The following is an 11,886-nucleotide window of genomic DNA, read 5'->3' as shown; positions in this document are numbered from 1 at the left end:
CCTTCCATAGGTCCATTATCTATACAGCATCCAGGTCTTGACATGCTTTGTTTGATGCCGAATTGATCTAACATAGTTTTATAAGGAATACTGGTATATTGACAACCTCTATCATTATGCAGGAGTATACCTTTATTGTACTTTTTAACTGCTTTCTTAAGTGTGTCTAGTACAAATTTATTATTGTTAGAGGAGCTTAACTCATAACTAATGATTTTTTTACTTCCCAAATCATAAATAGCACTTAAATAAAGTTTCTTCCCCGTTTTAAGTTTGAATTCTGTAACATCAGTTAACCATTTTTTATTTGGACGTTGCTCCTCAAATTTGGCTCTGTTGCAAAGTAAAAAATATAGCTAACCACTAATTCATCATGTCAGTGTTTGCTTAAATTGCTAGCATGATACTAATTTCGTGCGCCGAACCGTCTGAATCTCCACCTTGAGCAAACTCAACATAACCAATTCGGTTTTCAATGCTAAAATTATGATAACCTTTATCGATAATATCCCCCTCATATATCTATATACCGTGCTTATCTTTAACCCCTGTGAATTGCATTAATTCTATATCTTCAAAATTATAACTACTTTCTATATCCAAATTACTTTCAACTTCTGATAATCCTCTTATGAATTTTTCATCAAAGTTTATACTTACAACCTTTAACATTTCTTTATGCTTTTTATCCCATGCTCTAAACTTCACTACCATGTAATCAATCCTCTTTACTCATTTAGTATTATATACTTTTCAATCCATTGCTCTATGTCCGCTTCCTGTAAATAGTCAGTAGCAATTTTAACCATGTAGTAAGCCGCTTCTTCATTACTAGCGTTAAACTGATATCCATTCATTTTTAGGTAGACAACTAATATCATTAGAGCTGTTCTTTTATTGCCATTGTAAAATACATGCTTTTGTACTAAATTCCTAACTAAGTTAGCTGCTTTCAATTCTAAAGTAGGGTACTGTTCTTCGCCAATTACATATTGTTTAGGTGCATTAATTAACATATTTAAAGCAGTTGTTTCTTTTACACCTATTTGCTCATTCGGGTTATATTTATTAATAACATATACATTGAGTGTGATGATGTCCTTTTCAGTTAAATACTGCATATGCTGTCCTCCAGTAATATTTATCATTAATCCACTTACAAATTCACTCTTATCTATTCACTAAATCTTTTAAAGCACTGTCATATTGATTACTCACTTGATCTGCCATGCTTAAAATATCCATGTCTTTACTATCTGTTTTAACCGCTTCTAATACCACTTGACCATTCTCAACATTAAATGCGATTTTTTGACCCTCGTTAATATCTAAAGTCTTTAGAACTTCATCTGGTATTGTTAGCACTTTGCTATTACCAATTTTTCTAAGTTTTCTTGTGTTAATAACTGCCATAGTAATTACTCCTTCCGAATGTATATCTTTGTATATCAATTGTTATCTTTTGTAAATGTGTATAACCAAATAAGCGGTTATATATTTTTCAATACAACCTCTTCACTCTCATACATTCCACTCTTAAATTGTTAATTAACGTAAATATAAACAAAACTATAAAATTAGAGAGTGCTTTAAATGCCTCCTTAAAATCCAAAATAAGAACATTGGATTATTAAACGTTGATTTGATTATAGTACAACAACTTTCGAGATAGGTAAGTGTGCCCTTAGACAATGAAAAATCGTAATTAAAATAAAGTGTAACTACGATAGTCACTAATTTTAGTATATTTAAAAATCAGAGTTACTTCAGATGTTTAGAATTAAGGTATTGATTAAGCTATGAATGAAGTTAAAATATGATTAACCTTATATTTTATAACTTAATCCATATGATAAAGTTTGTTGAAAAGGCAATAGAAGAAATTTATTATCCTTTGTTTGAGAAAAATGAGGTCGACATTGATAAAAAAAGATATTATATTCAACCATACGATATACGGAAATCTTGGAGTTATCGAACGATAGATGAATAGTGATGTTGAATACCACTCACATTATGTCGCTAAAGTTCTTATGGAAAATTCAAATCATCCCATACATCAATGGTTATAAATAGACTTTGAACGTAAATAAAAAGAATCACTCGATTGAGTGATTCTAGAAGCATTGAAGTAGTATTTACAATAGTTGCTCAAAGCAGATTGTGTGATACTATAGTTACCTTTTATTTAGTTTGTTAGTTTTCTCACAAGTTAAGCAAATTTAAATATTTGCTTAAGCAGGGCTATTTTTATGTTTACAAACATCTATTTTTCTAAACTGTCACTATTCAAAGTCTTTCTATAAAATAATGAGTTCTGTTGTTATATAGCCTACTTTTTCCTATAAAGAAATTATTCAACAAAGAATCATTTTAGATAATATTTGCCTTTTCATTGTATGAATTAAATCTACCATATCAATTTATAGTTTCTCATAAGCTTACATATTCCTTGCTTTGATTCATCCCTTTTTATATAAAAATCGCGTCTCACACAGAGACGCAAATTATACAAATAATTTAGGAAGACAATATTCAACATATTTTTGAATATCTAAATGTATCATAACAATATTTTCGATTTTTAAGCAATTAAAAAATAATTATCGCTTATTTGAATTATTAATTTAATCATTGATATATTGTCTAAGCTTCGTATCTCCTAACTCGTTATTACCTATTCACTATTAAACCAAATCACAAGACACATTCACAATATAATATATTTATTTTTTGTGTTTGCTGTAGTGTTAATACTTATAAAAATTAATGTGTTCAAATTAATTATTACTTATTATATAATATAGTGGTATATAATTAAAAGTCGTAAGGAGATTTTCAATGAGTACAATATTTGCACACCGTGGTTTACCTAATATAGCACCGGAAAACACTTTATCCTCTTTCATAAAAGTAGGAGAAACTCATGGGTTAAATTGGATAGAAATAGACGTCGCTATTACAAAAGACAATGAACTAATAGTTATACATGATGATTTTTTAGATAGGACAACTAACATGACAGGTGAGGTTTCTAATTCATATTATGAAGATATTAAAAAAGCTTCTGCTGGCCAGTGGTTCAGCAATCAGTATACTAAAGAGCATGTACCTACATTCAAACAATTAGCAAAGGTTATAAATGAATATAACCTTAACGTAAATATCGAACTAAAAGGTGTTACAGGAAATAACAGTTTTCACCAATCAAAAGCATTAATAACGCTCTTATCTAAAGAAATAACATTACTCAATGACAATATCCAAATCTTAATATCTAGCTTTAATTTTACACTATTAAAATTGTCTCAAGCGTCACTTCCTGACATTGAAAGAGCAGCCTTATTTGAAGAACATTCATTTTATCCGGATTGGCAATCAATTGTTGATTATTTAGATATTAAAATCATACACTTGGAAGATAAAAAATTAACAAGAGAAAAGGTCAGCTATATTATCAATCAAGGATATAAACTAAATATTTGGACCGTGAATGATATAGCTAGGGCTAACGAATTATTCAACTGGGGTGTAAATGGAATATTTACAGATAGCGCTGATAAACTAGCACATTTAAATAATAAAGGTATGGTAAATGAATATGTTGATTGATAAGTTAGGTCTAAAAAATAAAAAAGATCTTATAGGTTTCTTTTCAGTTTTAACTACAGGACAAATCATATATTCTGCTTTTGAAGCATTCAAAGGTACTTTCTATAATTTATTACTAGAAGTATTAAATATATCAAATTCTGAACTTGGAGTTATATTCAGTTTGATCGGTATATCTGTATTTTTCTACATACCAGGTGGGTGGGTTAATAATAGATTTTCTATTAAGTCTATATTAATCTTTGGACTCATTGTTCGTTTCATTACTATGACATTTGTGATAACTTGTTCCCCATCGTTTAGTATTTTAAAAATAATTGCAATTATTTGGGGTGTCGTCGATGCTTTCTTTTGGCCAGCTGTTTTAAATGGAGTTACTCTATTTACTAAAGAAAATAAGCGAGCGATTGGCTTTGGATTATTAGAGTCAGTGAGACGTGCAGAAGAAATGTTAATGAACCTATTAATTGTTGCTATTATGACAATTTTCAGCGGAATTGCTATATTTAAAGGTAGTATGCTAACATATAATTTATTAATCTTACCGCTTATCATCTTAATTATTAAATTTGTACCTAAAAATGGTATATCTACCGAAAAAGAAAATAATAACATCAATAAGTCCAAGGAGGCTCTTAGAGGTATATTTTTTGTTTTCTCAAAACCGAAGATTTGGCTTGCTGCCATCAGTGCTTTAACTATATATTGGAGTTACATAATTTTAATCTATAGTGTCCCGTATCTGCAAAACCTATATGACTTATCTACATCCCAAACAGCATTATTTGGAATTTTTAACACTGGGCTAATGGGTGTTTTAATGGGAATTATAGCTGGAATCATTGCCAACTTTGTATTTAAATCTTCTTCTAAAATGATAGCTGTTGCTTTATTTATATCGTCTGTCATATTAACAATCATAGTATTTTTTAAAATACCTATGGTGCTTAGCTTTATGTTATTAATACTATTTTCAGTGACTACTTTCTTGTCTAAAAGTGTTATTCTGGCCCCAATAGCAGAGCTTAAAATACCAGAAAAATATATGGGCTCTGCTATGAGTATAGGCTCCTTTGTTGCATATGCCCCTATATTCTGGGTTTATACGATGAATGGCGCATTTCTTGATTTATACTCAAGTAACAAAATCATTGCATATGAATTAATATTCAAAATTGGCATAGGTGTATCTATTTTAGGTTGCTTATCCTCTATGCTATTAACTATAATCAATAAACGAACGAGCTAAAACTATATCAGCGCAATTTTAGTAATAGAAAAAATCCTCACATTGCTTTTTGGCACGTGAGGATTTTTACATATTTTAAACAATGACTCAACCTAAGAATATAGTATCATATTAATATAAAATTACCAATATACCTATACTAATTTATTCACATTACATACTTTCAAGTCTTTAAATATTATCTATTGTTTTTGATAAGTGATTTGACTGTACTAAGTTCTTTTTCAATATTATGAGCAGGTTTTTTAGTAAACAAGCTAACTACATAAGTAACCGTTAAGCTAACTAAAAAGCCTGGTATAATTTCATATAAATTGAAAAGATCATTATATTCTCCTAAGGGCTTTACAAATATAATCCACATAATCACAGTAATAGCACCTGTCACCATGCCACTCACGGCACCAGTTCTACTTAACCCTTTCCAATATAATGAAAGAATTACAAGGGGGCCAAACGCTGCTCCAAATCCTGCCCATGCATTACCTACTAAATTTAATATCGTATCATTAGGATGCCATGCAATAAGAATTGCTATTACAGCAACTAATAACACAGATAATCTTCCAACTAATAAGAATTCTTTTTGATGTCTTTTTGCTGCTGCTTCTCCTCTTATCAATTTGTAGAAATCTTCAGTCAATGAACTTGAAGTAACTAATAATTGGGACGAAATTGTACTCATGATTGCCGCGAGAATAGCTGCTAGTAAAAAGCCGCCTACAAGTGGATGAAATAAAATTTGTCCCATAAGTATAAATAGTGTTTCGGGATCTTTGAATTTTAAATCTTGCTTATTTACAAATACAATCCCTGTTAGACCAACTGCTACAGCACCAACTAAACTAATAGTCATCCAACTAATACCAAATCGTCTAGCCGTCTTAATCTGTTTTACTGATTTAATAGACATAAATCTAACAATAATATGTGGTTGACCAAAATAACCTAACCCCCATGCTAAAAAGGAAATGATACCAATCAACGTTGTTCCTTTAAAAAAGTCCAAATTTGTAGGTTCTAAATCAGCAACTTGTGAAAATGTATCCAATCCACTTAATTGTAGCATTGCGACAACGGGCACCATTATCATAGCAATAATCATTACTACGCCTTGAAAGAAGTCTGTAATAGAAACCGCTAAGTATCCCCCAAAGAACGTATACGCTATAACAATCACTGTCACTAAAATCAAACCATATCGATAATCTAATCCAAAAGCACTATTAAATAACTTACCTCCGGAAACCATACCCGAATGTGTATATAGTGTAAAGAAAATGATAATAATTGCACCAGAAATAATTTTAATAAGATTAGATTGATCATTTAAACGGTTTTTGAAAAAGTCAGGCAGTGTAATTGAATCTCCTGCTTTTTCTGTATAAACACGTAAACGAGGTGCTACAACTATATAATTAACATAAGCTCCTATTGTTAAACCAATAGCTAACCATGCTGCAGATAACCCTGTTGTGTAAACTTCTCCTGGTAAGCCCATAATCATCCAGCCACTCATATCAGATGCGCCTGCAGAAAGTGCCGTAACATAGGGTCCAATATTACGCCCTCCCAACATATATTCATTTACATTACTCGTCGATTGTTTGTATCCATAGTAACCAATCACAAGTAAAATAATAAAATAAGCGCAAAGCATAACGTATGTTTGCCAATTAGGATTTACTTGTTGAGACAATGTAACTCCTAAAACATTCATAAATTATTCTCTCCCTTTCATATAAATACTTCATTTACACACTTAATTATACATAACTATATAATTATATAAACCATAATTAAAAAATTAACTCTCTCTATTGATTAATATACATATTGTTTATTTAAGATATTTTAAATATTCATAACACTCAGCATGAACAATTTAACTCTTTATTAATTACAGTAATGGTGAGGTAAAATAATTTTGATATTCTTTAATATCAAAATTAATAAGATAAGATATAAACTTAATATATTTAGAGGTAACATATTGGATTTGGATGGGCTTTCAAACCATTGTTATCATAATGAAAAATAAAAGTTTTACAAATGTTGTCTCTAACTTTATCCTTAGAAATTTGAACATATGTCGTAGTCACACTAGTCAAATTCCTTTATAAGTAATAAAATAAGTCTAAATGGAACGCCAACTGTTGCGAGATGATTACACCGACAAAAAAATTCAATAACTAATGGTATGTATTGAAATTGTTCCTTATGTAAATAAACTATTGTATCAATGATTCTAAGAAGCAAAAACTTAATTTAATAACAATAAAGCTCTTAATAAGATACAGATTAAAATAGTATTAAATAAACATTAGCTATTCTTGTAATTCTACATGTGTATATTTATAGATACATGGCCTATGATTTATCTTTGCGAATAAAATTTAATATCTTTGTTCTAACATTTTGATTACTATCCCCCTCACCATTATCTTCTAAAATTGCTTCTAGTAATTTAATATATTGCCTACTGATATAAGACTCATCTTTTTGGAGCATTTTTATACGACTCGTCTCAATAAAGTTTCCTTTATAAATACCAAGTTTTTTAGTATCTTCTATGACATCACCAAATACATTTTTACTACGCAGTGAATATTGTAATTTTGTTTTCCTACGCTCAACTAAACTAAGCTTATTTAGTCTTTCCTGAGTATCTCCAGGTCGCTTAGGAAGCAAATTCAAAACATTATTCAATTCCTTCGCTTTCCTTCTACGAAGTAGTAATTCTTTCTGAAACGCTAAAATTTTCTCCTGTTCTCTAGCATTTAAATCAATCATTTCAATAATATGATAAACATCAGTCAGTATTTTTTCATATATCCCTAACTGTTTATTATTAAACTCTTTTATCTTTGTAAATATATCAATTGTTATCAATGCATCCATAAGATGATCTGATAGTTTACTTTCACTAATGTTCAATAAATCAACTTCTGGTAAGTTACCGGTAATTAAATCGTTAAACTCGATTTTACTTTTATAGTACGCATCTAAATTTTTAAATATATTTTCAAATCTATCGTTAATAGCCAAAATGCATCCTCCTCATCAAACAATTATAATTAGAAACCCAATGTAAACTAGGCACTCTCCGCTCTCATATTATAAATGATATCTCCTATTTTCTATATGATGAGTTATATTGCGCACTCTATAAAAAACATACATTATCATTTTAATTTCAAAGAATGTAACTGTAATTATCAAAGTGTTAAATACTAATAGCTGATTAAAATATAGTGTTTTTTAGTTATTGAAGAATAATACATGTCTATATCTCATGCTTTATAAATTTTTCACATAAAATATTTTCTTTTTTTTAATAAATCATCTCTCAACCAATAAGTTATAACAGTTATGACTTACCATTACCTTTACTTAAATATATCTAATTATCTATGTTTAAACATGCAATATATTAAATATTAGAATAAATTATAGTGTGAGTATTCTATTATATATGGCGCGTTGATGCGACACAAAATAAAAGGCAAATGGTGCTATTTATATCGTGCCATTGATGCAGATAGTCATACATTAGATATTTGATTACGTAAGAAATGAGATAATCATTCAGCATATGCGTTTATTAAACGTCTGATTAAACAATTTGGCAAACCCCAAATGATAATTACAGACCAGGCACCTTCAACGAAGGTGGCAATGTCTAAATTGATTAAAGATTTTAACCTTAACTCTGACTTTCATTGTACACCTAAGTAGCTTAATAGTCTTATTGAAGAAGATCACCGCCATATTAAAGTGAGGAAGACGAGATATCAAATTATTAATACGGCAAATAATATGATAAAAGGGATTGAATGCATTTACGGACTATATAAAAAGAACCGCAGGTACCTTCAGATCTACGGATTTTCGCCGTGCCAAGAGATTAGTCAAATGTTGGTTAGTTAAGGAAATACTACCATGTTAAAATGGTGACCAGCTATATTTTATTTGAATTTGCAATAGAACCTTTGAAACCATACATACCAATGCTTTAAGGGTAACTATTTCAAATCGAAATAGTTACCCTTATTATCAAGATATGAAGAAACTCGTTTTCAACTCGTTTCTAAAAGCAAAAAAGAGACCATTAAATAGGCTCTTTAAATTACGTTTTATCCTTTAACAGCAGGATAATTCCAATTACATTTTTCATTTGTCCAAATTATTTGAGCTGCTATGCCATAAACACTGCCTTTTACCGCACTTTTTCCAGCTGCTTTTAAAACCTTAGCAACAGTATCTTTAGTTAATTTTCCTGCAGCACCATCTTCAATAATAGCACCAATTGTTCCAGTTGGGATCAAGTCAGCAAAATTCTTTTTCATTTCACCAGCAAAACATTGATTAGATGTTTGATAATCAGCCGATCTAGTAGCAATATTTCCATTCTCAGCTTGAAGTTCTTTTTGATAATCTACCGCAGATTTCATTTCTTTAATTTCTTTTGGAACATAACCATATCTATCTATACTCTTTTGCTCATTAACATCAATCACATATCCATTATCATCATAAACAAATACATTATTTATAATATAATCAATTTCCCTAGTTGCCTCATTTTCATCCAACTGACTTATATCTTTACTCATTTTCACACCTAATTCATTTGGTGTACCACTATCTTTAAATTCCTTGTTAGTAGTAGCATTAACATTTATACTTGGAAATGCAAATGATACCAATAGAATTGCACTTAACATAAAAATACTAAATGTAAAAACCTTTTTTCTCATATGTATCTACTCCTATAAAAATAAAGTAACATACAATATAATTTAAAAGTAGGTGTAACAATGAAAAAAATATTGAATTTCTTTAAATATTACCTCATCATCTTAGTAATATTTATCGGTTTCGAACTGATATTCAAAGCCGAATTAAACATAATAAGAATCCTAATAATACCTCTAATATTTAGCTTTTTAATAACAAGCTTCGGAACAAATAGAAACAAATAATAACTAAATTGCTTTATTCCAATCGCTTTATTGACGTTGAGCCTCGGAACCCTTAACAATCCCAAAACTTGTCGAATGGTCGGCTTAATAGTTCACGCTATGCCGACACTCGTCTACAAGTTTAGTTAAGGGTTCTTCTCAACACACAATAAATTATCTCGGTATAAATGCGTCGTCTATTTTTGTGAAGATTTCTTAAAAATATCAATAAACCAAATAATTAAAAGAGACACTAATACACCAAAGATAAGTCCATCTAAAAGTTTAAAAGATAACTTTTCAGGTGTTGGAATCAAATAATTCATTGTACAACGAAGCATGATTGCTAATACTAATGCTTTTAAAAAGTAATTAATCTTATCCACTTATCTCACTCCTATCTAGAAAACTTTATCACATTACTTTTTAATCATGGAACTTTGATCTAATCTATTCGTATAAAGCAATAAATGCTATTATTCCAAGTAAATAAGGCAAACCATAAAGTATTATAACCAAACAAATGTCATAAAGCCTCACAACATTGCCCCAATATCTGTAAATAATTGCTTTTGTCTTTTTTATAGTGTTCATGTGACACTCTTAATTCTTGCAACATACGGTCATTTTCTTCTCTTACTAGGCTTTTTTATGATTTTTCTTCCAAATTTGATACGAAATAGGAGCATATTATTGAACCCAACGGTAGGTGGTTGAATGATGAACGTTTATACCACATTCTCTTAATACCTCAGATATATCACGATAACTCAATGTGTATCTTAGATAGTAGCCAACGGTTACAGTTATGACATCCTTGTTAAATTACTTATACTTGAAATAGTTCATACAGAAAACTCTTTCTTTGTTAAAATTATACTATAAAATCAACTTTGCAACAGAACCTTTTCTTACCTGTAGAAATATTTATTGTTAATAAACAAACTCAAAAAATTTAAGGAATTATAGAAAAGTAATATAACGTAATTCAACTTATCGGCAGTATATATGCTTGTACATTCACAGATGATATAATAATGGAGTCGCCTATCTCTCAGGCGTCAATTGGCGTAGAGAGGAGGTGCATTATTTTGCTAATCATTTTCGTTCACATCATAGCACCAGTCATCAGTGGCTGTGCTGTTGCGTATTATACTTATTGGCTTAGTAAACGCAACAAATAATTAATAGGCGACTTTATAAGCCAGCATCGAAAAAATCCCCACACTATTGCAGTAGTGTGGGGATTGATGCATTAATTGTTAATCATTTTCGTTATCTAGATTATAACACTGGTTAGTAGAAAAATGCAAAATTAGTATCTATATAGGAGGATGAAATAAAACAGAGCGTATTATAGGATTTCTAACAATCTTTTTCTTTTACAGATATAATATATATAATAAAAGGACTTTATAATGAGCAAGCAACAGGTGCTTTATTAGCTAGTTCAATATTCATGATTATATTTATCCTTTCTGCTCTTTTTTATTTATATTTTAGGAGATCGATTCGTTGTGGAGTCAATTGATCGTTTAGGACGTAATTATGATGAAATTATTGAAACTGTGAATTATTTAAAAGATAAGAACGTTCAGTTAATGATTACAAGTTTACCTAGGATGAATGAAGTTATTGGTAATCCTCTACTAAATAACTTTATGAAGGATTTAATCATACAAATTTTAGCAATGATTTCAGAACAAGAGAGAAATGAGAGTAAACGTCGACAAGCACAAGGTATTCAAGTTGCGAAAGACAATGGTGTTTATAAAGGTCGTCCTTTACTCTATTCACCGAACGCGAAAAATCCTCAAAAACGTGTTATCTATCATCGAGTTGTCGAAATGTTAGAAGAAGGTAAATCAATTAGTAAGATTGCGAAAGAAGTAAACATCACACGCCAAACAGTTTATAGAATTAAACGTGATAAAGGGGTTATCTTGACAAGTGGATTGTCAATGCAAATGAGAGGCTCTCACAGTGTCTCAAATCCCATAATATATTATTGAATTGAGTTTTTAATAATTATACAAGAAAAAGGAAAGGGTACGAATTCGC

The 11,886-nt window shown here is 29.8% G+C and carries 10 protein-coding genes and 4 pseudogenes; 5 read left to right on the top strand and 9 right to left on the bottom strand.

Annotated features, from left to right (window positions below):
* The 4 genes and pseudogenes from SH09_RS16070 to SH09_RS10630 all read right to left on the bottom strand — a co-directional run.
* Nucleotides 1–317: pseudogene (locus SH09_RS16070) on the bottom strand (transposase); the annotation flags it as partial.
* 205 nt (nucleotides 318–522) lie between these two features.
* Nucleotides 523–714, bottom strand: a complete 192-nt coding sequence (locus SH09_RS10640; RefSeq protein WP_042739631.1) for a YopX family protein — start codon at nucleotides 712–714, stop codon at nucleotides 523–525.
* A gap of 14 nt (nucleotides 715–728) precedes the next feature.
* Nucleotides 729–1,121 (bottom strand): type II toxin-antitoxin system death-on-curing family toxin, encoded by a 393-nt coding sequence (locus SH09_RS10635; RefSeq protein ID WP_042739629.1) that lies wholly within the window; start codon nucleotides 1,119–1,121, stop codon nucleotides 729–731.
* 49 nt (nucleotides 1,122–1,170) lie between these two features.
* Nucleotides 1,171–1,413 carry an AbrB/MazE/SpoVT family DNA-binding domain-containing protein gene (locus SH09_RS10630; protein WP_042739628.1) on the bottom strand — a complete coding sequence of 81 codons (243 nt, stop codon included), beginning with the start codon at nucleotides 1,411–1,413 and terminating at the stop codon, nucleotides 1,171–1,173.
* A gap of 1,428 nt (nucleotides 1,414–2,841) precedes the next feature.
* On the opposite strand from SH09_RS10630, the gene SH09_RS10625 reads away from it, so the two are divergent.
* Nucleotides 2,842–3,612, top strand: a complete 771-nt coding sequence (locus tag SH09_RS10625; RefSeq protein ID WP_042739627.1) for a glycerophosphodiester phosphodiesterase family protein — start codon at nucleotides 2,842–2,844, stop codon at nucleotides 3,610–3,612.
* Nucleotides 3,596–4,861: an MFS transporter gene (locus tag SH09_RS10620; protein WP_042739626.1), complete on the top strand. Its 1,266-nt coding sequence runs from the start codon at nucleotides 3,596–3,598 to the stop codon at nucleotides 4,859–4,861. The genes SH09_RS10625 and SH09_RS10620 overlap by 17 nt, the downstream gene beginning before the upstream one ends.
* Before the next feature lie 178 nt (nucleotides 4,862–5,039).
* Here the strand turns inward: SH09_RS10620 and putP are convergent, their stop codons facing one another.
* Together putP and SH09_RS10610 are read right to left on the bottom strand one after the other, a co-directional pair.
* Nucleotides 5,040–6,581: a sodium/proline symporter PutP gene (putP, locus tag SH09_RS10615; RefSeq protein WP_042739625.1), complete on the bottom strand. Its 1,542-nt coding sequence runs from the start codon at nucleotides 6,579–6,581 to the stop codon at nucleotides 5,040–5,042.
* A gap of 650 nt (nucleotides 6,582–7,231) precedes the next feature.
* Nucleotides 7,232–7,909, bottom strand: coding sequence for a hypothetical protein (locus SH09_RS10610; RefSeq protein ID WP_042739624.1), 678 nt, complete (start codon nucleotides 7,907–7,909; stop codon nucleotides 7,232–7,234).
* Nucleotides 7,910–8,356: 447 nt separating this feature from the next.
* On the opposite strand from SH09_RS10610, the pseudogene SH09_RS16065 reads away from it, so the two are divergent.
* Nucleotides 8,357–8,791, top strand: a pseudogene (locus SH09_RS16065) (DDE-type integrase/transposase/recombinase); the annotation flags it as partial.
* 206 nt (nucleotides 8,792–8,997) lie between these two features.
* Here the strand turns inward: SH09_RS16065 and SH09_RS10605 are convergent.
* From SH09_RS10605 to SH09_RS16380, 3 genes and pseudogenes are all read right to left on the bottom strand, one after another.
* Complete coding sequence (locus SH09_RS10605; protein ID WP_042739623.1) at nucleotides 8,998–9,621, bottom strand: hypothetical protein; 624 nt, start codon at nucleotides 9,619–9,621, stop codon at nucleotides 8,998–9,000.
* Between the two features lie 401 nt (nucleotides 9,622–10,022).
* The gene (locus tag SH09_RS10600; RefSeq protein WP_042739622.1) at nucleotides 10,023–10,211 is read right to left on the bottom strand and encodes a hypothetical protein; all 189 of its coding nucleotides are present in this window, start codon (nucleotides 10,209–10,211) and stop codon (nucleotides 10,023–10,025) included.
* Nucleotides 10,212–10,518: 307 nt separating this feature from the next.
* Nucleotides 10,519–10,635, bottom strand: a pseudogene (locus SH09_RS16380) (IS6 family transposase); the annotation flags it as partial.
* Nucleotides 10,636–10,916: 281 nt separating this feature from the next.
* Here SH09_RS16380 and SH09_RS16375 point away from each other — a divergent pair.
* Both SH09_RS16375 and SH09_RS10595 read left to right on the top strand, forming a co-directional pair.
* On the top strand, nucleotides 10,917–11,009 hold the full coding sequence (locus SH09_RS16375) for a type I toxin-antitoxin system Fst family toxin (RefSeq protein WP_001791613.1): 93 nt from the start codon (nucleotides 10,917–10,919) through the stop codon (nucleotides 11,007–11,009).
* Nucleotides 11,010–11,324: 315 nt separating this feature from the next.
* Nucleotides 11,325–11,768 (top strand): annotated as a pseudogene (locus SH09_RS10595) (recombinase family protein); the annotation flags it as partial.
* Nucleotides 11,769–11,886: the final 118 nt, after the last annotated feature.

Origin of the sequence: Staphylococcus gallinarum, from assembly GCF_000875895.1 — a bacterium.
Taxonomy (GTDB): Bacteria; Bacillota; Bacilli; order Staphylococcales; family Staphylococcaceae; genus Staphylococcus; species Staphylococcus gallinarum.
This window is presented reverse-complemented; position numbering and strand designations above follow the sequence as displayed.

What these genes read in the sequence shown, in the direction of transcription:
- SH09_RS10625 (WP_042739627.1), top strand. Translation starts at nt 2,842, where the DNA reads ATGAGTACAATATTTGCACACCGTGGTTTACCTAATATAGCACCGGAA.
- SH09_RS10640 (WP_042739631.1), bottom strand. Translation starts at nt 714, where the DNA reads ATGGTAGTGAAGTTTAGAGCATGGGATAAAAAGCATAAAGAAATGTTA.
- SH09_RS10605 (WP_042739623.1), bottom strand. Translation starts at nt 9,621, where the DNA reads ATGAGAAAAAAGGTTTTTACATTTAGTATTTTTATGTTAAGTGCAATT.
- putP (WP_042739625.1), bottom strand. Translation starts at nt 6,581, where the DNA reads ATGAATGTTTTAGGAGTTACATTGTCTCAACAAGTAAATCCTAATTGG.
- SH09_RS10635 (WP_042739629.1), bottom strand. Translation starts at nt 1,121, where the DNA reads ATGCAGTATTTAACTGAAAAGGACATCATCACACTCAATGTATATGTT.
- SH09_RS10630 (WP_042739628.1), bottom strand. Translation starts at nt 1,413, where the DNA reads ATGGCAGTTATTAACACAAGAAAACTTAGAAAAATTGGTAATAGCAAA.
- SH09_RS10620 (WP_042739626.1), top strand. Translation starts at nt 3,596, where the DNA reads ATGAATATGTTGATTGATAAGTTAGGTCTAAAAAATAAAAAAGATCTT.